The following is a 24,423-nucleotide window of genomic DNA, read 5'->3' as shown; positions in this document are numbered from 1 at the left end:
CCATGGAAACCAAAGCCAATTACGTCCTGATCGGCGCTTTCACCCTGGTGGTGGGGCTGGCCCTGCTGGCCTTCGGCCTGTGGGCGGCCAAGTACTCCTCCGATCGCACCTGGACCGAGTACCGGGTGGTGTTCCGCGAAGCGGTCACCGGCCTGACCGTGGGCAGCCCGGTGCAGTACAACGGCATCGCGGTCGGCTCGATCACCGAACTGAACCTGGTACCCGACGACCCGCGCCAGGTGGTCGCGCGGATCCGCCTGAACTCCAACACCCCGGTCAAGACCGACACCCGCGCCAAGCTGGCGATCACCAGCCTGACCGGGCCGTCGATCATCCAGCTCAGCGGCGGCACCCCGCAGGCGCAGGCCTTGACCACGGTCAACAAGGACCCGGCACCGATCATTCCGACCACGCCCTCGGCGCTGCAGAACATCACCGATGTGGCCAACCGCATCGTCGAGCGCATGGACCAGGTACTCAGCGACCGCAACGTGGCCAGCATCAACGCCACCCTGGCCAACCTGGAAACCATCAGCGGCGGCCTGGCCGACCGCGACCAGGGCACCCAGGCGCTGCTGCTCAGCGCACGCGATGCCGCGCGCAGCCTGGATGTCACGCTCAAGACCACCAACGGCACCATCGAGCGGCTGGACCAGAACCTGGTGCAGCAGCTGCCGACCATCCTGGCCAAGCTGGAAACCACCCTGACCAAGCTGGATTCGGCCGCCGGCAGCGCCGATTCGATCCTCGGCGAGAACCGCGCGGCGATCAACAGCTTCGCCAACGACGGCCTGGCCCAGCTCGGCCCGACCCTGACCGAACTGCGCGGGTTGATCCGCGACCTGCGCCGGGTCAGTGACCGTCTGGACAACAACCCGGCCCGCTACCTGCTGGGCCGTGACGCGCCCAAGGAGTTCGAACCCAAATGAGCCGCCTGCCGCTGATCCGTTCCCTGTTGCCGATCGCCCTGGCCACCCTGCTTGGCGGCTGTTCGCTGCTGGGCAGCAACGAGCGCAGCGCGGTGACGATCTATTCGCCGATCGTGCGCATCCAGGCCGACCCGGGCTGGCCGAAGGTCGACTGGCAGTTGATCCTGGTCAAGCCCAGCGCCGCCCGCGTGATCGACAGCCCGCGCATCAACGTGCGCCCCACCCCGTCCGAACTGCAGGTCTACAAGGGCGTGAGCTGGGCGCAACCGGCCACCGACATGCTCGATGACGCGCTGCTGCGCGGTTTCGAGGATTCGGCCCGGATCGGCGGGGTGGCGCGCGCCACCACCGGCATCCGCGCCGACTACAAGCTGGCCATGGATGTGCGCCGCTTCGAGGCCGACTACCGCGGCCAGCCCACCCCGACGGTGGTGATCGAAGCCAATGCCAAGCTGATCCATGTGATCGACCAGCGCGTGGTGGCCGACCGCAGCTTCCGCCAGGAACGGCCGGTGGCCGGCACCGATACTGCCGAGGTGGCCGCCGCCTTCGAACAGGGCCTGCAGGCGCTGACCACCGAGGTGGTCGGCTGGACCCTGGTCACCGGCGAGGCCGATTACCGGTAGCACCACGCCCTACAACAGCATGTTCCATCGCGCTGCGGCCAGCTCCCGGCGCGTGGCGACGCGTTCACCCCATCGGCGCGCGTCGGTCAGGGGGCGCTATCCAGCGGAAAGTGAGGTTGATGCGCTCGGCCAGCGGCCGCGTGCTTTTCGGCAGCGCGTGCTGGTAGTGCTGCTGGGTAGGCCCGCCCATCAGCAGCAGGTCGCCATGCCCGAGCACCACTTCGGCCTTGCGGGCATGGTCGTCGCGGCGGCGCAGCAGGAAGCGCCGCTCCGCGCCCAAGCTGAGTGAAGCGATCAGCGGTGCCGGGCCCAGCTCGGGCTCGTTGTCGCTGTGCCAGCCCATGCCATCGTCGCCATCGCGGTAGCGGTTGAGCAGCACGCTGTTGAACGGCCCGCCGCAGAACCCGGCCAGCCGCTCGCGCAGCGGCAGCAGCGCCGGGTGCCAGGGCACCGGCACGAAGTCGGTCCCCGAATAGCGGTAGCGCGCATCAGCATCGCCCATCCAGCAACTCAGGCGTGGTGAATCCACCTGGCGGCCGAACAGGCGGATGCGGTGCACTTCCCATGGCACGGCCTCGCGCAGGGTGCGTTGCAGGGCGTCGGCTTCGGCGGTGGGGAGCCAGTGGCGGTGCCAGCTGACGTGTGCGTCGCGCAGGTGCAGGTCCATGCCCGCAACGCTAGCACGCAGGCCGCGGCGTCGCCCCGCCCGCGGCCGGCCGCACTACTGCGCCCGCTGCGCGGCCATGCCCGCGCCACTGGTCGATCACCACCAGCAACGCATACATCAGCAGCAGGTTCACCGGCAGCACGGTACGGCGCACGCTGGCGCTCAGATGCCAGTCAAGATCATGCGGCGAGCCCAGGTAGACCGCATAGAGCACACCGGCATAGGCTACTGCCGCCAGCGCACCAGCCAGCACTGCCGGGCTGCGCCAGGTCCGGCGCCACACCACCAGCAGCACCAGCAGCGGCAGCAGCGCCCAGCCACGCAGCAGCTTCTTCAGGATCAGCACGCTGTTGGACAGCTCCGGCAGCCGTGCCAGCAGCTGGCCCTTGAGGTCGCTGCCGGCCAGGTCGTTGCCCAACTGCGCATGGGCCACGGCCAGCTTCCAGGCCAGCGCCGGCAGCAGGGCCACCACCAATGCCGCCGCCAGCGCCCATGGTACCCGGCGGTCATGCAGCGTGAAGGCGAGCATGCCCGCCACCGCGACCAGCACCGCCAGCACCAGCCCCTCGTTCTTGATCAGCGCCAGCGTGGCGGTCACCAGCACATAGGGCAGCAGCGCCGACCTGGCGCTACCGCTGGCCGAGGAGCGGCATTGGCTCAGCGTGGCCAGCGATGCCACCGCATACACGGCCAGCAGCGCATCCATGTAGCCATCGGCCAGGTAGGTGCCGCCCACTCGCAGGGTGACAACGGCAAACAGCCCGGCCACCCACCACGCATGCAGGCTGCGCGCGATCAACAGCAGTGCCGGCAACAGCAGCAGGGTGCCCACCGCCTTGGGGAACAGCTCATTCCAGTGCCCCACCAGCCTGGCAGCGGTGGCAGACAACAATGGCAGCAGGGTCGGGTAGTCGTTGTGGCTCCAGCGCGCGTAACCATCGAGCTGGGCATACAGCGAACCGTCGACGAAGATGCGCCGGGCATGGAACAGCCAGATCGAGCGCGGGTCCCATTCGTCCGACGGGCTGCCCAGCGACAGCGCCAACAGCACCAGCACCACGGCCACCATCCACACCGCGCGCCGGTCGCGCACGGCCAGCAGCGACCATGCCGCGCACCCAAGCACCGCGACCAGGGCCAGCACCGTTGGCAAGCCGAACCCGCCCAAGGCAGCGATCACGTAGGTGGCCAGCACGCAGCCCAGCATGGCGGTGGCCGCGCGCGGTCCGGTTTTTTCAGCGGCAGTGGGCGAGAACAAGGCTGTCGCTCCTTCCAATCTCGGTGCAACCGGCGCGCTGCGGGCCGGGCAGCTTCCACAGCATCCGGCCGCGCTGGGCATAGTGCAGCCTGACCGGGTACAGGGTCTCCCCCAGACGCTGCTCCAGCAGCGGGTCCTCGACCAGTCCCGGGGCCAATGCCAGCAACACCCCCGGCGCCGGGTGCGCAGCCACCAGTCCGCGCGCCTGGACCACTTCGCGCGGAACCGATGCCGCAAAGCCGGCGTCGGCACGGAACGCCTGACCGAGCAGGTCCATGCGGAAGCCCACATCCTTGGCGATGCCATGCAGCGAGGCGATGATGGCCACCGCAATGGCCAGGGCAGCGGCATAGCGTCCAAGCGACGCACGGCCCGTCGTGCTGATTGTGTTCACAGCGGCATCCGGCAAGCATGATCGTGGAAACCCGCGCCCCGGCACGTCATCTGCGCGCGGGCCCGGCAAGCATTCCAGCTTAGCAGCCGCCGCGAAGGCCCCGCAACGCGGTACCACCCTGCAGCGTGCAGGCCCCGCAGCGGGGCCTGCACCGCGCTACGGCTCAACCGGTGAAGGCCACGCCGGTCTTTTCCTTCAGCTCGGCCGAATCCACGCCGGGAGCGGCCTCCACCAGCACCAGCCCGGTGTCGGTCACATCGAACACGGCCAGCTCGGTAATGATGCGGTCGACCACACCCACCCCGGTCAACGGCAGCGTGCACTCGGGCAGGATCTTGTGCTCGCCATTCTTGGCGGTGTGCTCCATCAGCACCACCACCCGCTGCACGCCGGCCACCAGGTCCATCGCCCCGCCCATGCCCTTGACCATCTTGCCCGGCACCATCCAGTTGGCCAGGTCGCCCTTGTCGGTCACCTGCATCGCGCCGAGGATGGCCAGGTTGATATGACCGCCGCGGATCATCGCGAAGCTGTCGTGGCTGCCGAAGTAGCTGGCCCCGGCACGCGCGGTGACGGTCTGCTTGCCGGCATTGATCAGGTCCGCATCCACCTCGGCCTCGGTCGGGAACGGGCCGATGCCGAGCAGGCCGTTCTCCGACTGCAGCCACACGTCCACGCCGTCGGGGATATGGTTGGCCACCAGGGTCGGCAGGCCGATGCCCAGGTTCACGTAGGCGCCATCGGTCAGTTCACGCGCGGCGCGCTGCGCCATTTCATCACGGGTCCAGGCCATCTCAGTTCGCCTCCTGGCGCACGGTGCGTTGTTCGATGCGCTTTTCAGGCGTGGGGTTGTGCACGATGCGGTGCACGTAGATGCCCGGCAGGTGCACCTGGTCCGGGTCGATGCTGCCTACCGCCACCACTTCCTCGACCTCGACGATGCACAGCTTGCCGGCCATCGCGCAGGCCGGGTTGAAGTTGCGCGCGGTCTTGCGGAACACCAGGTTGCCGGCTTCGTCGGCCCGCCACGCCTTGACCAGCGCCACGTCGGCGCGCAGCGCGGTCTCCAGCACGTAGTGCTTGCCGTCGAACTGGCGTGTTTCCTTGCCTTCGGCCACCACCGTGCCGTAGCCGGTCGCGGTGAAGAACGCCGGAATGCCCGCTCCACCGGCGCGCAGGCGCTCGGCCAGGGTGCCCTGCGGGTTGAACTCCAGCTCCAGCTCGCCGGCCAGGTACTGCCGCTCGAACTCCTTGTTCTCGCCCACGTAGGACGAGATCATTTTCTTGATCTGGCCGGTCTCCAGCAGCTGGCCCAGGCCGAAGCCATCCACCCCGGCGTTGTTGGAGATCACCGTCAGGCCCTTGGCCCCGCTGTCGCGCAGCGCGGCGATCAGCGCCTCGGGAATGCCGCACAGGCCGAACCCGCCCACCGCCAGCGTCTGGCCGTCGGCGACCACGCCCTGCAGTGCCTCGGCGGCGCTGGCGTAACGCTTGCCACGCCTGGCCGCCGTGTTGGACTTGTCCATTGCTCTACTTCCCCAAACGATAAGGATCCGCGCATTCTAGCGGGACAACGACGCCTGGCAGGGATGCGCCGCAACATCGGCCGCGCCGACCACGAAGGCCGGGCCTGCCCCACCCACCACAGCGCTGGTAGAGGTCGCCCGATGCCCATCGGACGGTCAGCCCGCACTAGCGGCAGCGGTAATCGACAGGCATGTGGCTGTCGCGGAACGGATCGGTCAGCGCATCGGTGTACCGGCCCATCAGCAGACGGTGGGTGGGCAACAGGTTCTGCCGATAGAAGCGGCTGAACGATGCCAGGCGCGCGCCGCGCGCGGTCAGCCTGACGCAGCCGTCGTGGATCTCCACCGTGCCCGACTGCAGCTGCTCGGTCAGCCGCACCTCCACCAGATGGTGCTCGCGCATATATTCGTCGGTGAATACTTGGCCGAACGCATCCTCACGGATACCGCCGCCGCGCTGCTGCAGTTTCTCCAGCAGGTAGAACGACAGCGAACGATCGATCACGGTCGGCACGGAAATGGCGAACACATACCCACCCAGCAGCCAGATCACCGCCAGTTGCAGCCGTTCGAGCCGGCTGAAATCGTGGAACCACTTCAGCAGGTACAGGCCACCGAACACCAGCACCAGGGCGATGACGGCGTCGAACATACTAGCATACAGCACCACGTCCACGCGGAAATGGCGCATGTGCAGGTAATACACCAGCAACAGGCCGGCGATGAAAACAAGCGTGGCCAGCATGGCGCGCAGGTATTTGTTCATTTGAACACCAGGAATTTGTTGGCAAGGAAGCTGAAAGCCATCTGCATGCCGGTGGTCAACACGAACCCGATCCGGTAATCGTAGCCAAGCCGGTCGGCCCATGCGTACATCACCAGCGCGTGCAGGAGGGCAATGCCGGCATACACCAGCACGAACAGCGCGCCCTGCCGCACCACGTTGCCGGCCTGCCCGCGGAACACGAAGTAACGGCTGCCCATAAACGAAACGGCGATACCGAATACCGCAGCGATCGCATTGGCGGCAGCGGCCAATGGTACGTGCAGCACTTCGATGCAGAAGTGCAACACGCCGAAATGCACGGCCGTGGCGACCACGCCGTTGACCACGTAGCGCAGCAGCTGGCCAGCAGGCAGGTCAGGCGCTGCGACGGCGGGCATGCTGGACCTCGTCGACGAACTCGCGATAGCCGCCGATGCCGAGCACGCCACCACTGCGGATCATGCCCGACAGCATCAGGATGATCAGGGTCAGCGCGGCGGTCTGCAGGAACACCAGCAGCAGGATGCCAAATGCCAGCGAGAACCAGCCCGGCGTGGCGAACCCCAGCATCTTGAGCACGGTGGCGATGATGCCGCCGGCCACCGACAGCGCAGCCACGATCGTGCAGGCGATGCCCACCCGCACCAGCACATCCTCGGCAAACACCATCAGCGCGCGGAAGCCATGCAGCGCCAGGCCGACGAAGTTCATCTTGCTGCGGCCGGCGTAGCGCGGGCCGCGGTGCAGTGCGCAGCTGTGCACGCGCAGCTTGGAGCCGAGCACGCAGGCGGCCACGTGCGTCCACAATTCCTGCATCGCGGCCAGGCGGCGCACCGCCGGCATCTTGGCCGCCATGAAGTTGCCGAAGCTGATGCTTCGCCCACTGAGCAACCAGAACAGCAGCTTGTAGACCAGGTAGAAGGATTTGAACTTCAGCGTTTCCACCCGGCTGCGGCGGCTGGCGACAACCACATCCACGTCGGCCGCTGACAGCCCGCCCACCAGTTCGGTGATGCTCTCGGGGGTGTCTTCGCCATCCGAATCCATGGTAACCACCACGGCATCATCGCCGAAGTGCTCGGCCACATAACTCAATCCGATCGCGATCGCCCGCTGGTGGCCGACATTGCGGCGCAGCTTGATGACCACGCCCTCCAGTCCCGATGCCTCGATGGCCGCAACCTCCAGCGGCTGCCGCACAGAGCCATCATCGACCGCGACAATGTAGGTATCACCGCCCTGGGTACGGGCCAACTCAAGGAACAGCCGCGAGGCGGCTTCGAGATCCTCGTATACCGGCATCACCACAATCTTGCGCATCGCGTTGCCCTCAGGCCTGCAGCCGGTGGCGGAAGTAGGCGATGGTTTCCTTCAGCCCGTCTTCCAGCGCCACCTGCGGCACCCAGTCGAAGGTCGCCTTGGCCAGGCTGATGTCCGGCTGCCGCTGGCGCGGGTCATCGGACGGCAGGGGATGGAACACGATCTTCGAGCGGCCGCCCACCAGCCGCACCACCGTTTCGGCCAGCTGCAGCATGGTGTACTCGGCCGGATTGCCGATATTGACCGGGCCGGTGAAGTCGGCCGGGGTCTCCATCAGCCGCAGCATGCCTTCGATCAGGTCGTCGACGTAGCAGAAGCTGCGGGTCTGGTTGCCATCGCCGTAGATGGTGATCGGCTCGCCCCGCAGCGCCTGCACGATGAAGTTGCTGACCACCCGGCCGTCATTGGGGTGCATGCGCGGCCCGTAGGTGTTGAAGATGCGCATCACCTTGACCTCCAGCTGGTGCTGGCGCCAGTAGTCGAAGAACAGCGTCTCGGCGCAACGCTTGCCTTCGTCGTAGCAGCTGCGGATACCGATCGGGTTGACCCGGCCCCAGTAGCCTTCCACCTGCGGGTGGATCTCCGGGTCGCCATACACCTCGCTGGTGCTGGCCTGCAGGATGCGCGCACGGACCCGCTTGGCCAGGCCGAGCATGTTGATCGCACCGTGCACGCTGGTCTTGGTGGTCTGCACCGGATCCTGCTGGTAGTGGATCGGCGATGCCGGGCACGCCAGGTTGAAGATGCGGTCCACTTCCACGTACAGCGGGAAGGTGACATCGTGGCGCATCAGTTCGAAGCGTGGGTGGCCCAGCAGGCCCTCGACGTTGGCCTTGCTGCCGGTATAGAAGTTGTCCACGCACAGGACGTCATGGCCGGCCTGGACCAGGCGGTCGCACAGGTGGGACCCCAGGAAGCCGGCGCCGCCGGTCACTAGTACGCGATGCTGATCGTGGGCGAATTTCAAGGCATTCCTCGGCGTAGCGGAGCGTGGCAGGCCTGGCCTGCGACGGCAGGAAGGCACGGCGCCACAGCGGCGCCTGCGTCCAACAGCAGGCGATTGTATGCGAACTCCCCGGCAGGCAGCCGGCAGGGCGATCGCAGGGGATCGCCCCAGGCTATCGCGTGGCCTGGCCTGCGGCGATCTGCGCCATCACCATCGCAAGCCCGTCCTGCCAGGGCGGCAGCACGATACCGGTATCGCGTTGCAGCTTGTGGTTGTCCAGCACCGACCACGCCGGCCGTTGCGCGGGCGTAGGGTAGTCGGCACTGGGGATCGCCTTGATATCCGGCGCCTTCGCCAGCAGCCCACGGGCCACTGCCTCGGCGAAGATGGCCTGGGCAAAGCCATGCCAGCTGGTCTGCCCTGCCGCGGTCAGGTGCCAGGTACCGGAAAGCGCCGGGGCGCGCTGCAGTGCGCGCACGCTCGCCTCGGCGATCCAGGCCGCCGGCGTCGGCGTGCCGACCTGGTCGGCCACCACCGACAACGCGTCGCGTTCGGCGCCCAGCCGCAACATGGTGCGCAGGAAGTTGCGGCTGTGCGACGCATACACCCAGGCGGTGCGGAAGATCAGATGGCGGCCACCGGCCTGGCGCACCGCTTCTTCCCCGGCCAGCTTGCTGGTGCCGTATACGCCCAGCGGCGCGACAGGGTCGTCTTCACGATACGGTCGTGTGCCGCAGCCATCGAACACATAGTCGGTGGAGTAATGCAGCAGCGGCACGCCGGCGTCGGCGCACCAGCGCGCGAGCACGCCCGGGGCCTGCGCGTTGACCCGCCAGGCCAGGTCCTGCTCGACCTCGGCGCGGTCCACGGCGGTATAGGCGGCGGCATTGACCACCGCGGTCGGGCCGATGCGGTCGAGCAACGGCGCCAGCGATGCCGGCGCGTCGAAATCGGCTGTTTCACAGGCCGCCCCCTCCGGCAGCCTGCCACTGCGGGTGGCGGCTACCACCCTGCCCAGCGGCGCCAGCGCACGCAGCAGCTCGGTGCCAAGCTGCCCATTGGCGCCGAGTACCAGCACGGTCACGGCGGGTAGACCGGCAGACGCTCCTGGGCAATATCGCCCAGGAAAGGCGCGTGCTCATCCTTGGCCGAAATGGTCGGTGCACTGATCGGCCAGTCCACCGCGATATCGGCGTCGTTCCAGCGGATGCCGGCATCGGCCTCTTTGACATAGACGTCGGTGCACAGATAGTTGAACAGCGCGTTGTCGGACAGCACCGCAAAACCGTGGGCAAACCCCGGCGGGATCCACAGCTGGCGGCGGTTCTTGCCGCTGAGGATGAACGCTTCCCAGCGGCCGAAAGTCGGCGAGCCACGGCGGATGTCGACGGCGACGTCGTAGACCTCGCCTTCCAGCACGGTCACCAGCTTGCCCTGCGGGCGTGGCCACTGGTAGTGCAGGCCGCGCAGTACGCCCTTGCTGGAGGAAGATACGTTGCTCTGCACGAACGTGGCGGGCAGGCCATGCTCGGCATACCGCTCGGCATTCCAGGTTTCAAAGAAGAACCCGCGCGCGTCGCCGAACACCACCGGCTCAAGTAGCACGCAGCCCGGCAGCGAGGAAGGAATCACTTTCACGGCACCACGCCCCGCTGCACCAGCTTGTGCAGGTACTGGCCGTAGCCATTCTTGATCAGCGGCGCGGCCAGGGCCTCGAGCTGTTCGGCATTGATCCAGCCACGCCCGAACGCGATTTCCTCCGGGCAGCACACCTGCAGGCCCTGCCGGGTCTGGATGGTCTCGATGAAGTTGGAGGCTTCCAGCAGCGACTGGTGGGTGCCGGTATCGAGCCAGGCGTAGCCGCGGCCGAGCGCTTCCAGGTGCAGTTGGCCTTCGCGCAGGTAGCGCTGGTTGAGATCGGTGATTTCCAGTTCGCCGCGCGGCGAAGGCTGCAGTGCGGCCGCGTAATCGCTGGCGTTGCCATCGTAGAAGTACAGCCCGGTGACGGCGTAGTTGGAACGCGGTTGGGTCGGCTTTTCGACCAGGTCGATCACCTTGCCGGCGGCGTCGAACTCGGCCACGCCATAGCGTTCCGGGTCATTGACCCAATAGCCGAACACCGTCGCGCCCTGCTGGCGCTCATCGGCGCTGCGCAGCAACTGGGTCAGGCCATGGCCGTGGAAGATGTTGTCGCCCAGCACCAGGCAGCTCGGCTTGCCGCCGACGAAATCTCGGCCGATCAGATAGGCCTGGGCCAACCCATCCGGGCTGGGCTGCACCGCATACTCGATGCTCATTCCCCACTGCGAGCCGTCACCGAGCAGCGCCTGGAACAATGCCTGTTCGTGCGGGGTGTTGATGATCAACACCTCGCGGATACCGGCCAGCATCAGCACGCTGAGCGGGTAGTAGATCATCGGCTTGTCGTACACCGGCAGCAGCTGCTTGCTGACGCCCTTGGTGATCGGGTACAGGCGGGTGCCCGAACCGCCGGCGAGGATGATGCCTTTGCGTTGTGTCATCGATGGGTTCCTTGCCTTGGGGGGCGCGCGGCAAGGGCCCGCACCCGGGGTGCAGGGCCGCGCGCCGGACGCGCGTCAGATGTCGGTGCCGATACGCTGCAGGCGGTAGCTGCCGTCGAGCACCCCCTCCACCCACGGCTGGTTGTCCAGGTACCAGTCCACGGTGAAGGCGATACCCTGGTCGAAGCTGTACTTCGGTTCCCAGCCCAGCTGGTCCTTCAACTTGCTGGCATCGATGGCATAGCGGCGGTCGTGGCCCGGGCGGTCGGCGACATGGGTGATCTGGCTGCTGCGCGGCTGGCCGTCGGCACGCGGGCGGCGCGCATCGAGCAGCGCGCAGATCGCGTGTACCACCTCGATGTTCTCTTTCTCCGCGTTGCCGCCGACGTTGTAGGTCTCGCCAACCTGGCCCTTGGCCAGCACGGTGCGGATCGCCTCGCAATGGTCGGACACAAACAGCCAGTCGCGCACCTGCCTGCCGTCGCCATACACCGGCAGCGGCTCGCCGGCCAGCGCCTTGGCGATCACCAGCGGAATGAGTTTTTCCGGGAAGTGGTACGGACCGTAGTTGTTGGAGCAGTTGGTGGTCAGCACCGGTAACCCGTAGGTGTGATGGAAGGCGCGCACCAAGTGGTCCGAGGCGGCCTTGGAGGCCGAGTACGGCGAGTTCGGCGCGTAGGCGGTGGTCTCGCTGAATTTGCCGGTCGCGCCCAGGGTGCCATAGACCTCGTCGGTGGACACGTGCAGGAAGCGGAACGCCTGGCCCTGCCCGGCCGGCAGCGCCTTCCAGTAGTCGCGCACCGCTTCCAGCAAGCCCAGGGTGCCGACCACATTGGTCTGGATGAACGCGCCGGGGCCGTCGATGGACCGGTCCACATGGCTTTCGGCGGCGAAATTCAGCACCGCCTCGGGCTGATGCTCGGCCAGCAGCCGTGCCACCAGGGCGCGGTCGCCGATGTCGCCGTGCACGAACACGTGGTCCGGGTTGCCCTCCAGCGGGGCCAGGGTCTTCAGGTTGCCGGCATAGGTCAGGGCATCCAGAGTGATGACCCGCACGCCCTTGGCGACCGCTTCGAGCACAAAGTTACCGCCGATGAATCCGGCTCCGCCGGTGACAAGCCACGTGGGCACTAGCCGTTCTCCTGTTCGATATGCGTACGGCCCCCTCTCGGGGCCCCGGTTCAGCACAACAGGATACATCGCACCTGCGTTCACCACTGCCTGCCACAGGTGAACGAGGGGCTGCGGAGGTCGTTTTGTGCCGCATTGCAGCATAACCATACGCATTCGCATGGTCACCCCGGGCCAGTTAGAATCGCGGTCCCACCCCCGAACCGGTTGCTGTTGCCAGGACCGGATGCTCAACCGCAATGCGAGCCGGCCAGCGGCCTGCACTACAAGGATCCCGCAGCAGATGAAAATCCTCGTCGCGTACAAGCGCGTGGTGGACTACAACGTCCGCATTCAGGTCAAGCCGGACGGTTCCGGCGTGGTCACCGACGGCGTCAAGCTCTCGCCCAACCCCTTTGACGAGATCGCACTGGAAGAAGCCCTGCGCCTGCGCGACAAGGGCATCGCCAGCGAAGTGGTGGTGGTCACCATCGCCCCGGCCGACGCCCAGGCGCACCTGCGCAACGGCCTGGCCATGGGCGCCAACCGCGCCATCCACGTGGTCACCGACCAGGCCATCCAGCCGCTGACCGCCGCGCGTACCCTGCTCAAGCTGGTCGAGAAGGAACAGCCGGACCTGGTGATCCTGGGCAAGCAGGCGATCGATGACGACGCCAACCAGACCGGCCAGATGCTGGCCACCCTGTGGGGCCGCCCGCAGGCCACCTTCGCCAGCAAGCTGGACATTGCCGATGGCAAGGCCACGGTCACCCGTGAAGTCGACGCCGGGCTGGAAACGCTGGAAGTGGACCTGCCGGCGGTGGTCACCACCGACCTACGCCTGAACGAGCCGCGCTTCATCAAGCTGCCGGACATCATGAAGGCCAAGGCCAAGCCGCTGGAGACCCTGCAGCTGGCCGACCTCGGCGTGGACGCCGCCGACACCTTCAGCACCACCCAGTACGCCGCGCCGGTCAAGCGCAGCAAGGGCGTGATGGTCAAGGACGCGGCCGAACTGGTCGCCGCACTCAAGCAGAAGGGGTTGCTGTAATGACCAAGATCCTCGTTGTCGCTGAACACCACGACGGCAAGCTCAACGCCGCCACCGCCAAGACCGTCAGCGCCGCAGCCGCCATCGGTGGCGCCAGCATCGACGTACTGGTACTGGCCGCCGACCCGGCCGCCGTCGCCGCCCAGGCCGCCCAACTGGCCGGCGTGGCCAGGGTGCTGACCGTGGCCAACCCGGCCAATGCCCAGGCGCTGGCCCAGGTGCTGGCCCCGCAGATCGCGCAGCTGGCCACCGGCTACACCCACGTGTTCGGCCCCTCCACCACCTTCGGCAAGGACCTGATGCCGTGCGTGGCCGCCCTGCTCGGCGTCAACCAGGTCTCGGACCTGATGACCGTCGAAGGCAGCCACAGCTTCAAGCGCCCGATCTACGCCGGCAACGCGATCATCACCGTGCAGGCCCCGGCCGACCAGATCGTGGTCGCCACCGTGCGCGCGGCCTCCTGGCCCGAAGCAACCGGCGGCGGCAGCGCCAGCATCGAAGCGGCCAGCGTGGATGCGGCCCTGCCCACCCACACCCGCTTCATCGGCCTGGCCGCCGGCGCCAGCGACCGCCCGGACCTGCAGAGCGCCAAGCGCGTGGTCTCCGGCGGCCGTGGCGTGGGTTCGGAAGAGAACTTCAAGGTGATCTTCCAGCTGGCCGACAAGCTTGGCGCCGCCGTCGGTGCCTCGCGCGCCGCGGTCGATGCCGGCTATGTGCCCAGCGACCTGCAGGTCGGCCAGACCGGCAAGATCATCTCGCCGGAGCTGTACGTGGCCGTGGGCATCAGCGGCGCGATCCAGCACCTGACCGGAATCAAGGACGCCGGCACCATCGTGGCGATCAACAAGGACCCGGATTCGCCGATCTTCGAGATCGCCGATATCGGCCTGGTGGGCGATCTGTTCACGCTGCTGCCGGAGCTGGAAGCGGCGCTGTAAGCGCCCCGCCCGCGGCTGTGGGCACCGCGCCGCGGGCACCTTACGTCGAAAATCCCGATGCAGGCCCGGCCATCGTCTGGGCCTGGGTCAGCCCTAGGTCGGCCGGTGAAGCTATAATCTCCGACCGCTGGCACTGATCGTCGCGCGGGCCGTGGGATGCCGGGATGAAGTGCGGCGTCGCGTCGTCGGCCACGCCGCTGAAAACGTGTCCACCGACCCTCAACGAGCCTGGGCGCCGAAGGATGCTTGACCCGATGACAGCCACTCCCCTATCTGCCCCCTCGACCGATCCAGGCGATCGCGTCGAGCTCTCCGTGGTGGCCCCGGTCTATGGCTGCCAGGGTTGCCTGGAGGATCTGGTGGACCAGATCCAGGCAGCGGCGACCATGATGGGCGTGGCGTTTGAGGTCATCCTGGTCGACGACGCCAGCCCTGACGGGGCGTGGGCGCGTATTCAGGAATTGTCGGGCAGCCGCCCGTGGCTGCGTGGCTTGAAACTGTCGCGGAATTTTGGCCAACATTCGGCGATTTCCGCGGGGATCGAGCATGCCCGGGGCCGCTGGACCGTGGTCATGGATTGCGATCTGCAGGATGCGCCCAGCGAAATTCCGGCGTTGTATCGTAAAGCCAACGAGGAACAACTCGATGTGGTTTTCGCACAACGCACCGAACGCCAGGACAGTCTGCTAAAGCGATTGTCCTCTTGGGGATTCTTTACCTTGCTGGGTTGGCTGACCGGCGTACCCCAGGATCCTTCCACGGCCAACTTCGGCATCTTCCACCGCAAGGTGATCCAAGCGGTCTGCGCGATGCCCGAGCGCGACCGCTCATTCCCGCTGATGGTCAAATGGGCCGGGTTCCGCACTGGCAAGTTGCCGGTCCAGCACCAAGCCCGCACGGTCGGCGAGACGTCCTACACCTTGCGCAAGCTGCTCAAGCTGTCGATGAACATTGCCTTGGGCTATTCGGAAAAGCCGCTGCGCATGGTGGCTGGTACCGGCATCGTCTGCTCCCTGGTCGCCTTCATTCTGGTTGGCATGAGCTTGATGCGCTGGTGGGAAGGTGACGTCGAAGTGGCCGGTTACACGTCCATCATCGGCTCAGTGTGGTTGATCGGCGGCTTGGTGATGTTCTGCCTGGGTGTGGTCGGGTTGTATGTCGGGCAAGTGTTCCGCAATGTGCAGAAGCGCCCGTACTACATCGTTGCCGATGCCGTGAACTACGAGCAGGAGGCCCGATGACCGTCAGCTTCGACCATGGCCAGGGCCGCCTGTCTGCGCGCCTGACCCCTTGGGACCAGCGCGCGTTGGGCTTTGTCACCGCCGAAGTCACCGCACTGGAGATCGATTCGATAGAACAGGCTGCACCATTGCTGGCCGAACTGGAGCGATGGTGCGCCGAGCAGTCGGTGCACTACCTTTTCGGTCGCATCGATGCGACCCGGCCGATCGCCAAGGCCGCACTGCTGCAGCATGGCTGTGCATTCGTGGAAACCTCGTTGACTGTCTCGCGCAGCGGTTTTGCCAATCTGCCAGCAGTTCCGCGCGGCATGCTGCCCACGCTGCGCCCGGCCACTGTCGCCGATATTACGGAACTGCGCCGAATAGCGGTGACCGATTTCGCCCACGGCCGCTTCCTTGAAGACCCCGCCATCGATACGGCGAAAGCCGCCGCGCGCACTGCGAACTGGATCGAAGACCTGGTCAGCGGGGGCTTGGCGTATGTGGCCGAGTCCCGCGGACGCACCGTCGGCTTCCATGCCGAGCGGGTAGACACGGCCCAGCGCAGCGCCGAGCTGCTGCTGACCGGTGCGACTGGCGCCTACGCCATGCTCGCCCTACCGCTGTGGATCACTGCGCTCGACGCTCTGGCTGCGCGCGACATCCAGCAATGCACCACCCTGGTTTCTGCCGCCAATACGGGCATCCTCAATCTGTATGCCCGGCTCGGCTTCCATTTCAACAGCACCCTGCTTGGGTTCAGGAAATTCCTATGAACGATGCCGTTACCGAAGATCAAGTTGTCGCCGTGTTCGCCCGCGTGTTGGGGATCGCTGCCGACGCCGTCAATGATGACCTGCGCTATGCGACCATCCCGCAGTGGGATTCGATCGCCCATATGTCGGTCATTGCCGCGCTGGAAGAAGCGTTCGGTGTGATGATCGACATGGATGAAGTAATCGACATGAGCTCTGTCGGCAAGGCGCGCGAAATTCTGCGCAAACACGGCGCGGCCGTCTGAACATGTCCGGATCGGCGCCTGTCGTTCTGGTCACCGGCGCCTCGCGCGGGATCGGCCGAGCCATTGCCCTGCGTCTGGCCGCACAGCAGGCCCAGCTGGTGCTGGTCGCACGTGATGCACAGGTATTGTCCAGTCTGGCCAGCGAAGTGGAGGCATGTGGCGCTCCGTCCCCATTGGGCGCACCGCTGGACCTGACCGATGACAAGGCCATTGCGGAGTTGTTCAAGCAGATATTCTCACGGTTCGGCCGGCTGGACGGTTTGGTCAACAACGCCGGGGTACTGCATGAAGGCCTGCTCGGCATGATCCGCGCCGAGGATATCGACCAAGTGCTGGCGGTGAACGTCAAGGCACCACTCATGACGATGCAGTACGCAGCACGGCTGATGGCACGCGCCAACAAAGGCAGCATCGTCAACCTGGTGTCCATCATGGGCGTCAACGGTGCAGCCGGCCTGAGCCTCTACGCCGCAAGCAAGGCCGCGCTGATCGGTGCGACCCGCTCGGCATCCAAGGAACTGGCGGCGCGGGGAATCCGCGTCAACGCGGTCTCCCCCGGCTTCATCGACACCGATATGACCCGTAGCATGCCCGAGGCCGCGCATGCAAAGCGCGTGGCCTCGATCGCCATGGGTCGCGCCGGCACTCCAGAAGAGGTCGCCGCTCTGGTTTCCTTCCTGCTCGGCGATGAGTCGGGCTACATTACCGGCCAGGTGATCGGCATCGACGGGCAGATGGTGGTCTAATGGCCTTCTGGGACCTGGAACAGCACGGCACGCGCGTCGCACTGATCGGCGGCCAACAGAGCTGGGATTTCAATACGCTGGCGCAGCTGGCCGATCAACAAGCCGCCATGCTGCCGTCCGGGCACGGCATGGGTCTGCTGTACATGCCCACCCATGTCGAGGCAGTCGCGCTCTATCTCGGTGCGTTGCGCAGCCGTCGCCAGGTTCCACTGCTGCTGCCTGACACCACCCCTGAAGTTCTCGCCGCACTCGCAGAGCATTATTGCCCGGACTGGGTCGCCAGTCCGGGCGACGCCCCTGACGGCTATCACACCGTCCATCGCGGCCATGCACTAGCGGTGCACGTGCGCAATAGCGATGCCGCCGACATCGCGCCACACCCGGAACTGGCACTGCTGCTCAGCACCTCCGGCAGCACCGGCTCATCCAAGCTGGTCAGGCTGTCGGCCAACGGCCTGGATGCCAATGCAAACGCCATCGTCGAGTACCTTGCGCTGCAGCCGTCGGATCGGGCGATCACCACGCTTCCGCTGGCGTATTCGTTCGGCATGTCGATACTCAACAGCCATCTGGCTTGTGGCGGTTCGGTCGTACTCAGCAACGATAGCCTGATGACCCGCGAATTCTGGGACAGCGCACGCGCCAATGCGATCACCTCGCTGTCCGGTGTACCGGCCACCTATGAGATTCTTCGCAGGATGGGGCTGGCACGCCTGCAGTTGCCAAGCCTGCGTATGCTCACTCAGGCCGGCGGCCGTCTGCGCGACGAGCTGGTCCAATATTTCGCCGAATCCTGTCAGCAGCATGCGTTGGAATTTTTCGTCATGTATGGCCAGACCGAGGCGTCGCCGCGCATCAGCTACGTCCCTGCGGCGCGCTTGCTCGACAAGATCGGCAGCATCGGCATACCGATTCCCGGCGGCAGCGTGCGGGTTGAGCCCGACAGCAGTGAACTGGTCTACAGCGGGCCGAATGTGATGATGGGCTACGCTATCGGTCGTGAAGACCTTGGCAGGGGGGACGAGATGCAGGGTGTCCTGCATACCGGCGACCTGGTGCGAATCGACGCCGATGGCTTCCTCTACATCACCGGCCGTGCCAAGCGCTTCCTGAAGATCTCAGGCAACCGGATCAACCTGGACGAGGTCGAGGCAATGCTCTCGGCCGAGTTCGGCCAACAGATTGCCTGCTCGGGCAGCGACGACGACCTCGTGGCCTTCAGCCATGGCGACAGGGTCATCGACCAGGCCCAGCTTCGCCAACTGGTTCAGGAGCGCTACAAACTGTTTGCCGGCCATGTCCGCGCCCTCCACCTGGAGGAGCTGCCATTGATGGGAAGCGGCAAAGTGGACTACCAGAGCCTGCGGCAGAAGACCGAACGAGGAACTCCAAAGTGAACCTGCCCACATTGCCTTCGGGCTCCGCCGTTGCCGCACTGGACGCTGATGTCTTCGGCCTGGACCGTGTAAGCAAGCGCAGCTGGCTGCTGGATGGTCTCAACCGCCTGACCGCTCATCATCAGGCGCACTGCACAGCATACGCACGCATTCACCAAGGGCTGTGGCCACACGGGCCCGTTGACAACCTGGAAGCGGTGCCGTGGCTGCCGGTGCGACTGTTCAAGCTGCTCGACCTGAAGAGCATCGAAGACGTCCAGGTATCCCGCACGCTGGTTTCCAGCGGCACCAGCGGTACGGCGGTGTCGCGCATCTTTCTTGATGCCGATACCGCTCGCGCTCAGGCCCGCGCGTTGACCCGGATCTTCTCGCACTTTGCCGGCACCAAGCGTATGCGCATGCTGGTGGTTGACGATGACAGCTTCCTGCGTGACCGCAGCCGCTTCAACGCGCGCGCGGCTGGCATCCTGGGCTTCTCCAACTTCGGCCGCGACCACCTGTACCTGCTGGACGAAGCGTTGCAGCCGGACTGGTCTGCGCTGGACCAATGGCTACAGACGCATCCGGACGAACCAGTGCTGCTGTTTGGGTTCACCTTCATCGTCTGGCAGTCATTCGTGCAGGCCGCTCAGCGCGACGGCAAGCAGATCCGCTTCCCCCCCGGCAGCATGCTTGTCCATGGTGGCGGCTGGAAGAAGATGGAGGAGCAGAAGGTTGACAACGCTGCGTACAAGGCCGCGCTATCGGCCACCTTCGGCATCGAACGCGTGCACAACTACTACGGCATGGTCGAGCAGGTCGGCTCCATTTTCTTCGAATGCGAGCACGGCCATCTGCATGCACCGGCCTACGCCGACGTGATCGTGCGCGACCTGCAGGATTTGCGGCCGGTGCCGAATGGCACTGCTGGCGCAATCCAGGTACTCAGCCTGCTTCCTGAAAGCTACCCCGGCCACAGCCTGCTGACCGAGGACATCGGCGTGATTCACGGCGAGGATGACTGCGCCTGTGGACGCCCCGGCAAGCACTTCGCTGTCTTGGGGCGTATAAAGAACGTGGAAATCCGTGGTTGCAGCGATACTCGGACGGTACCCAACGTATGACCACCCTGCTGTTTTCCATTCATCCCCGGGCCACTCTGGAAAGCGAACTGACGAGGCTTGCGACGTTACCGCCCCTGCTGCCATTCGACGCCCCGCAGCGCGATTTCGTCGCCGAGTTCTCCAAGCGGATCTTTGCCTTGCCGCAATTGCGTGAGCATCCCGAGCTGGCCACACTTGGCCATTGGTTTCGCAGTGCAGCCGTCAACCAGCTGTCGCAGCGGTTGGCCGGCCGGCCCTCGGAACTGCATCTGGCGCGCGGACTGGTATTCCACTTGGCGCCAGCCAACGTGGATGTCCTGTTTGCCTATGCCTGGTTGATGTCGGTGCTGTCGGGCAATACCAATGTGGCCCGGCTGTCGCAGAAGCCGAGCGCCCAGCGCGATGCCCTGGTATCGATCCTGCACGACATGCATCAGCAAGGCCTGCACACTCAGGTACTGGAACGCGCAGTGCTGTTGACTTACCCGCACGATGATTCGATCACCAGCCTGATTTCCAGTCACTGTCATGCCCGCATCATCTGGGGCGGCGATGCCACTGTCGCCAAGATTCGTTCGCTTCCGATCGCCCCACTCGCCCTTGAGCTGGCGTTCCCCGACCGCTTTGGGGTCGCCGTAGTGCGTGCCAGCGCCATTGCCGATTGCAGTGAGGTAGATCTGCAGGAACTTGCACGGCGTTTTTGCAATGACGTGCTCTGGTTCGGCCAGCAGGCCTGTTCCTCGCCACGCTGTCTGTACTGGATCGGGGACGCCAACGAGGCACTGGCAGCCAAGTCGCGCTTCTGGCCGGCGATTCGTGCCCAGGCGCAGAATGTCGAGGATGAACCGGCCGCCCTCATGGCCCGCGTCACCGATGCCAATCTATTGGCGGCGCTCGGCCATGAAGTACACAGCCCCGATCCGCTCGGCTTGTATCCGCTCCGCCTGGAAGCCGCTCGGGCCGATGGCCAGATCCGAGAGATTCAGTCCGGGCACGGCTTGGTGATCGAGATCGAGCTTCCGTCACTGGCCGCTTTGGGTGCTCAGCTGGACGACCGCGACCAGACCCTGGTCCAACATGGCTTTGATGCCGGCACATTGACCGCCTTCCTGTCCACACTCGGCAACCGCGCCGTGGATCGCGTGGTGCCGTTCGGACGTGCGCTTGATTTCCACCCCGTATGGGACGGCACCGATCTTCTCGACGTCCTCACCCGCAAGATCACCCTGCCTGCGAACTGAATTCCGATGAGTTACGTTTTTATCGCATTGACCATCCTGCTGACCGTCTATGGTCAGATCACGTTGAAGTGGCAGGTTGGGCTGAATCCGGGCGCCACCATCGACGGGCTCAACCTGCGCGCCATTCTCGCCCTTCTGCTCAACCCGTGGGTCATCAGCGCCTTCGTCGCCGCATTCGGCGCATCCCTGTGCTGGATGGCAGCCATCGGCAGAATGCCCCTGAGCAAGGCATACCCGTTCACTGCCTTGAGCTTTCCGCTGGTCGCGGTGCTTACGGTGTGGCTCTTCCGGGAGTCCTTCGACTCCCATAAAATCGTCGGCACTGCCCTGATCATCCTTGGGGTCATTGTTCTATCACGATCGGGAGCTTGAATATGTCGCAGAAGACAGATGGTTTGCATGCGGTGCTTTCCCATCCAAAGATCTATGATCTTCTACAGAACGTGCTCGGTGCGAAACGCTCGCGTGCCAAGCTGATCCGCGACCATATTCGGCCGCGCCCCGGCGACCGCATCCTGGACATTGGCTGCGGTACTGGTGAGTTGTATAGCCAGTTGCCCGATGGTTTGCACTACGTCGGCTTCGACCTGTCTGAGGACTACATTTCCGCAGCGCGCCAACGCCACCGCCAAGCGCGCTTCGAGTGCATGGACGTGGCCGATTACCAGGTAGCAGGCGGCGACGAGCAAGGCGCAGACCTGGTCCTGGCAATTGGCATCCTTCACCACCTTGACGATGATCGTGCACGCGCGCTGATGCGTACTGCGCACGCGGCGTTGAAACCTGGCGGTCGTTTCATTTCGCTCGACGGCACATATATCCATGGACAGTCGGCTATCGCCCGTGCACTGATTTCACGTGATCGCGGCAAGAGCATCCGCACCCCGGAGGCTTATCTCGCATTGGCGCAAGCCGAATTCCGCGAGGTAACCAGTCGGGTACGAGGCGATATGCTCTATGTTCCCTACACCCACTACATCATGGAATGCGTGCGTTAGGCGTCGCCCAGCCACGATCAGGAGCAACAGTGATCCCGTTCAACAAGCCCTACATGACCGGCCAGGAGCTGGTAAACATTGGCCACGCGCACGCCAACGGCCATCTGAGCGGTGACGGCCCGTTCACCAAACGCTGCAGTACTTGGCTGAACGAACGTACCGGAGCCAGTACTTCGCTGCTCACGCACTCCTGCACCGCCGCATTGGAAATGGCCGCATTGTTGCTGGACCTGGTGCCGGGCGATGAAGTGATCATGCCGTCCTACACCTTCGTGTCGACCTCCAACGCCTTCGTCCTGCGTGGTGCGGTGCCGGTGTTCGTCGATGTCCGCGCCGACACGCTGAACATCGATGAAACCCTGATTGAAGCAGCCATCACCCCGCGTACCAAGGCCATCTGCGTGGTGCATTACGCCGGCGTTTCGTGCGAGATGGATGAAATCCTGGCAATCGCCGCGCGACACGGCCTGGCCGTGGTCGAGGATGCGGCCCAGGGCATCATGTCCACCTACAAGGGCCGCCCGCTGGGCACCATCGGCGAGATGGGCGCCCTGAGCTTCCACGAAACCAAGAACATCATTTCCGGCGAAGGCGGCGCATTGCTCTGCCGTGACAGCACCCACGCCGAGCGTGCCGAGATCATCCGCGAGAAAGGCACCAACCGCAGCCGCTTTTTCCGCGGCCAGGTGGACAAGTACACCTGGGTCGACGTGGGCTCCTCTTTCCTCCCAGGAGAGATCACCGCTGCGTTCCTGTCTGCGCAGATGGATGCGGCCGAACAGATCACCGCTCAGCGCTTGGCCATCTGGGACCGTTACCATGCCTGGGCTGAAACGCACGAGCGCAACGGCCTGGTCCAGCGCCCGACCGTGCCGGCGCACTGCACCCATAACGCGCACATGTATTACCTGCTGCTGCCCTCGCTGGAAGTGCGCACGCGGTTCATCGCCGAGATGAAGCAGCGCGGGGTACAGACCGTATTCCACTATATCCCGCTGCATTCCTCGCCGGCAGGTCTGGAACATGGCCGTTGCGGTTCAACCATGGCCGTCACTGACGACATCAGCGCCCGCCTGGTGCGGCTGCCGCTTTGGGTGGGCGTGGAGCCCGACATGGACACCATCCTGGAACAGGCCGACGCGGCGCTGCAGGCCGCGCTGGGCTGAGCAGGGCCGCCCTTGGCGGCCCTGGCTGCCAAGGAGAAGCTGAATGCCGGTTCCAGACCACGGTTTTCCGGCTGACGCGCCCTTACATGGGCTGTCGTTATAATCAGCGGCTACTCCCAGCGAGGACTTCATTGATGACGCTCCCCTGCTTCAAAGCCTATGACATCCGTGGCCGGGTACCGGACGAACTGAACCCGGCCCTGGCCGAACGGATCGGTGCCGGCACCGCAACCCTGCTGGGCCCCGGCCCGGTCGTGCTGGGATACGACATCCGCTTGAGCAGCCCCGGGCTTCACCAGGCGGTGGCCGCCGGCTTCCGCAATGCCGGCCGTGACGTGATCGATATCGGCCTGTGCGGTACCGAGGAGGTCTATTTCCAGACCTTCCACCGCCAGGCGGCCGGCGGCGTGATGGTGACCGCCAGCCACAACCCGATGGACTACAACGGCATGAAGCTGGTGCGCGAACACGCGCGTCCGATCAGCGGCGACACCGGCCTGTTCGACGTGCGCGACTATGCCGCCAGCGACACCGTGCTGCCCGCGGGCGGTGCCGGCCAGCTGCGCCAGGACACCGATAAAAGCGCCTACATCGACCACCTGCTCGGCTATGTCGACCGCACCGCGCTCAAGCCGCTGAAGATCGTGGTCAATGCCGGCAACGGCGGCGCCGGCCTGGTCATCGACCAGCTTGCCCCGCACCTGCCGTTCGAGTTCATCCGCATCCAGCATGAGCCCGATGGCAACTTCCCCAACGGCATCCCCAACCCGCTGCTGCCGGAAAACCGCGCCGCCACCGCAAACGCGGTACGCGAACACGGCGCCGACTTCGGCATCGCCTGGGACGGTGATTTCGACCGCTGCTTCTTCTTCGATGCGCAGGGCGATTTCATCGAGGGCTACTACCTGGTGGGCCTGCTGGCCACGGCCCTGCTCAAGCGCCATCCCGGCGGCAAGATCATCCACGACCCGCGCCTGACCTGGAACACCGTGGAGATGGTCGAACAGGCCGGTGGCGTGCCGGTGATGAGCAAGACCGGCCATGCCTTCATCAAGGAGCGCATGCGCGCCGAAGATGCGATCTACGGCGGCGAGATGAGCGCGCACCATTATTTCCGCGACTTCGCCTACTGCGATTCGGGGATGATCCCGTGGCTGCTGATCGCCGAACTGGTCTCGCAGACCGGCACGTCGTTGGGCGACCTGGTCGCCGACCGCATGCAGGCCTTCCCGTGCAGCGGCGAGATCAACTTCCGCGTGGAGGACGCCAAGGCCACCGTGGCCCGCGTGATGACCCACTACGCCGCGCAGGAGCCGATCCTGGATTACACCGACGGGGTCAGCGCCGAGTTCAAGGACTGGCGCTTCAACCTGCGCAGCTCCAATACCGAACCCCTGCTCCGCTTGAACGTGGAGACCCGTGGCGACGCGGCCCTGCTGCGCGCCCATACCGAAGAGCTGACCGCCCTGATCGGCGGCAGCCCGGCCCAACACTGATCC

Annotated in this window: 28 protein-coding genes; 15 read left to right on the top strand and 13 right to left on the bottom strand. The window is 65.5% G+C overall.

Annotated features, from left to right (window positions below):
• Positions 1-2: 2 nt before the first annotated feature.
• Together AC3ITM_RS02985 and AC3ITM_RS02980 are read left to right on the top strand one after the other, a co-directional pair.
• Positions 3-929 carry an MlaD family protein gene (locus AC3ITM_RS02985; RefSeq protein WP_489268330.1) on the top strand — a complete coding sequence of 309 codons (927 nt, stop codon included), beginning with the start codon at positions 3-5 and terminating at the stop codon, positions 927-929.
• The gene (locus tag AC3ITM_RS02980; protein ID WP_489268328.1) at positions 926-1,555 is read left to right on the top strand and encodes an ABC-type transport auxiliary lipoprotein family protein; all 630 of its coding nucleotides are present in this window, start codon (positions 926-928) and stop codon (positions 1,553-1,555) included. Before AC3ITM_RS02985 ends, AC3ITM_RS02980 begins: the two co-directional genes overlap by 4 nt.
• A 64-nt stretch (positions 1,556-1,619) precedes the next feature.
• Here AC3ITM_RS02980 and AC3ITM_RS02975 read toward each other — a convergent pair whose 3' ends face one another.
• From AC3ITM_RS02975 to rfbB, 13 genes are all read right to left on the bottom strand, one after another.
• Positions 1,620-2,222 carry an alpha-ketoglutarate-dependent dioxygenase AlkB family protein gene (locus tag AC3ITM_RS02975; RefSeq protein WP_489268326.1) on the bottom strand — a complete coding sequence of 201 codons (603 nt, stop codon included), beginning with the start codon at positions 2,220-2,222 and terminating at the stop codon, positions 1,620-1,622.
• Positions 2,223-2,232: 10 nt separating this feature from the next.
• Positions 2,233-3,480 (bottom strand): hypothetical protein, encoded by a 1,248-nt coding sequence (locus AC3ITM_RS02970; protein WP_489268324.1) that lies wholly within the window; start codon positions 3,478-3,480, stop codon positions 2,233-2,235.
• Positions 3,458-3,874, bottom strand: coding sequence for a hypothetical protein (locus AC3ITM_RS02965; protein WP_489268322.1), 417 nt, complete (start codon positions 3,872-3,874; stop codon positions 3,458-3,460). The genes AC3ITM_RS02970 and AC3ITM_RS02965 overlap by 23 nt, the downstream gene beginning before the upstream one ends.
• A 163-nt stretch (positions 3,875-4,037) precedes the next feature.
• Positions 4,038-4,667 (bottom strand): CoA transferase subunit B, encoded by a 630-nt coding sequence (locus AC3ITM_RS02960; protein WP_489268321.1) that lies wholly within the window; start codon positions 4,665-4,667, stop codon positions 4,038-4,040.
• Position 4,668: 1 nt separating this feature from the next.
• Positions 4,669-5,400: a CoA transferase subunit A gene (locus AC3ITM_RS02955; protein WP_489268319.1), complete on the bottom strand. Its 732-nt coding sequence runs from the start codon at positions 5,398-5,400 to the stop codon at positions 4,669-4,671.
• Between the two features lie 166 nt (positions 5,401-5,566).
• On the bottom strand, positions 5,567-6,166 hold the full coding sequence (locus AC3ITM_RS02950; RefSeq protein WP_489268317.1) for a hypothetical protein: 600 nt from the start codon (positions 6,164-6,166) through the stop codon (positions 5,567-5,569).
• The gene (locus AC3ITM_RS02945) at positions 6,163-6,564 is read right to left on the bottom strand and encodes a GtrA family protein (RefSeq protein ID WP_489268315.1); all 402 of its coding nucleotides are present in this window, start codon (positions 6,562-6,564) and stop codon (positions 6,163-6,165) included. The genes AC3ITM_RS02950 and AC3ITM_RS02945 overlap by 4 nt, the downstream gene beginning before the upstream one ends.
• Positions 6,542-7,486 (bottom strand): glycosyltransferase, encoded by a 945-nt coding sequence (locus AC3ITM_RS02940; RefSeq protein WP_489268313.1) that lies wholly within the window; start codon positions 7,484-7,486, stop codon positions 6,542-6,544. Before AC3ITM_RS02940 ends, AC3ITM_RS02945 begins: the two co-directional genes overlap by 23 nt.
• Before the next feature lie 10 nt (positions 7,487-7,496).
• Positions 7,497-8,453, bottom strand: coding sequence for a UDP-glucuronic acid decarboxylase family protein (locus AC3ITM_RS02935; protein ID WP_489268312.1), 957 nt, complete (start codon positions 8,451-8,453; stop codon positions 7,497-7,499).
• 151 nt (positions 8,454-8,604) lie between these two features.
• Entirely contained in the window at positions 8,605-9,516 is a 912-nt protein-coding gene (gene rfbD, locus AC3ITM_RS02930; protein ID WP_489268310.1) for a dTDP-4-dehydrorhamnose reductase, read from the bottom strand.
• Positions 9,513-10,070: a dTDP-4-dehydrorhamnose 3,5-epimerase gene (gene rfbC, locus AC3ITM_RS02925; protein WP_489268308.1), complete on the bottom strand. Its 558-nt coding sequence runs from the start codon at positions 10,068-10,070 to the stop codon at positions 9,513-9,515. Before rfbC ends, rfbD begins: the two co-directional genes overlap by 4 nt.
• Positions 10,067-10,954, bottom strand: a complete 888-nt coding sequence (rfbA, locus tag AC3ITM_RS02920; protein ID WP_489268306.1) for a glucose-1-phosphate thymidylyltransferase RfbA — start codon at positions 10,952-10,954, stop codon at positions 10,067-10,069. The genes rfbC and rfbA overlap by 4 nt, the downstream gene beginning before the upstream one ends.
• Before the next feature lie 75 nt (positions 10,955-11,029).
• Entirely contained in the window at positions 11,030-12,085 is a 1,056-nt protein-coding gene (gene rfbB, locus AC3ITM_RS02915; RefSeq protein ID WP_489268304.1) for a dTDP-glucose 4,6-dehydratase, read from the bottom strand.
• 283 nt (positions 12,086-12,368) lie between these two features.
• Here rfbB and AC3ITM_RS02910 point away from each other — a divergent pair, with 283 nt between their 5' ends.
• From AC3ITM_RS02910 to AC3ITM_RS02850, 13 genes are all read left to right on the top strand, one after another.
• On the top strand, positions 12,369-13,115 hold the full coding sequence (locus AC3ITM_RS02910) for an electron transfer flavoprotein subunit beta/FixA family protein (protein WP_228885715.1): 747 nt from the start codon (positions 12,369-12,371) through the stop codon (positions 13,113-13,115).
• A complete protein-coding gene (locus AC3ITM_RS02905) occupies positions 13,115-14,053 on the top strand; it encodes an electron transfer flavoprotein subunit alpha/FixB family protein (RefSeq protein ID WP_489268302.1) in 939 nt (312 codons plus the stop codon). Before AC3ITM_RS02910 ends, AC3ITM_RS02905 begins: the two co-directional genes overlap by 1 nt.
• A gap of 254 nt (positions 14,054-14,307) precedes the next feature.
• A complete protein-coding gene (locus tag AC3ITM_RS02900; RefSeq protein ID WP_489268300.1) occupies positions 14,308-15,294 on the top strand; it encodes a glycosyltransferase family 2 protein in 987 nt (328 codons plus the stop codon).
• On the top strand, positions 15,291-16,049 hold the full coding sequence (locus tag AC3ITM_RS02895; RefSeq protein ID WP_489268298.1) for a GNAT family N-acetyltransferase: 759 nt from the start codon (positions 15,291-15,293) through the stop codon (positions 16,047-16,049). The genes AC3ITM_RS02900 and AC3ITM_RS02895 overlap by 4 nt, the downstream gene beginning before the upstream one ends.
• On the top strand, positions 16,046-16,294 hold the full coding sequence (locus AC3ITM_RS02890) for an acyl carrier protein (RefSeq protein WP_489268296.1): 249 nt from the start codon (positions 16,046-16,048) through the stop codon (positions 16,292-16,294). The genes AC3ITM_RS02895 and AC3ITM_RS02890 overlap by 4 nt, the downstream gene beginning before the upstream one ends.
• A gap of 2 nt (positions 16,295-16,296) precedes the next feature.
• A complete protein-coding gene (locus AC3ITM_RS02885; RefSeq protein ID WP_489268295.1) occupies positions 16,297-17,040 on the top strand; it encodes an SDR family NAD(P)-dependent oxidoreductase in 744 nt (247 codons plus the stop codon).
• Positions 17,040-18,437, top strand: coding sequence for an AMP-binding protein (locus AC3ITM_RS02880; protein ID WP_489268293.1), 1,398 nt, complete (start codon positions 17,040-17,042; stop codon positions 18,435-18,437). Before AC3ITM_RS02885 ends, AC3ITM_RS02880 begins: the two co-directional genes overlap by 1 nt.
• Positions 18,434-19,540: a LuxE/PaaK family acyltransferase gene (locus AC3ITM_RS02875; RefSeq protein ID WP_489268292.1), complete on the top strand. Its 1,107-nt coding sequence runs from the start codon at positions 18,434-18,436 to the stop codon at positions 19,538-19,540. The genes AC3ITM_RS02880 and AC3ITM_RS02875 overlap by 4 nt, the downstream gene beginning before the upstream one ends.
• Entirely contained in the window at positions 19,537-20,760 is a 1,224-nt protein-coding gene (locus tag AC3ITM_RS02870; protein ID WP_489268290.1) for an acyl-CoA reductase, read from the top strand. Before AC3ITM_RS02875 ends, AC3ITM_RS02870 begins: the two co-directional genes overlap by 4 nt.
• Before the next feature lie 6 nt (positions 20,761-20,766).
• Positions 20,767-21,132 carry an EamA family transporter gene (locus AC3ITM_RS02865; protein WP_489268288.1) on the top strand — a complete coding sequence of 122 codons (366 nt, stop codon included), beginning with the start codon at positions 20,767-20,769 and terminating at the stop codon, positions 21,130-21,132.
• A 2-nt stretch (positions 21,133-21,134) separates the two neighbouring features.
• Complete coding sequence (locus AC3ITM_RS02860) at positions 21,135-21,758, top strand: class I SAM-dependent methyltransferase (RefSeq protein ID WP_489268286.1); 624 nt, start codon at positions 21,135-21,137, stop codon at positions 21,756-21,758.
• A gap of 29 nt (positions 21,759-21,787) precedes the next feature.
• Entirely contained in the window at positions 21,788-22,924 is a 1,137-nt protein-coding gene (rffA, locus tag AC3ITM_RS02855; protein ID WP_489268284.1) for a dTDP-4-amino-4,6-dideoxygalactose transaminase, read from the top strand.
• Positions 22,925-23,058: 134 nt separating this feature from the next.
• Positions 23,059-24,420, top strand: a complete 1,362-nt coding sequence (locus AC3ITM_RS02850) for a phosphohexomutase domain-containing protein (protein ID WP_489268282.1) — start codon at positions 23,059-23,061, stop codon at positions 24,418-24,420.
• Positions 24,421-24,423: the final 3 nt, after the last annotated feature.

The sequence above is a fragment of the Stenotrophomonas sp. KH_029 genome (assembly GCF_057839765.1).
Note: the sequence above shows the minus strand (reverse complement) of the source record. Positions and strands in the feature narration are given on the sequence as shown.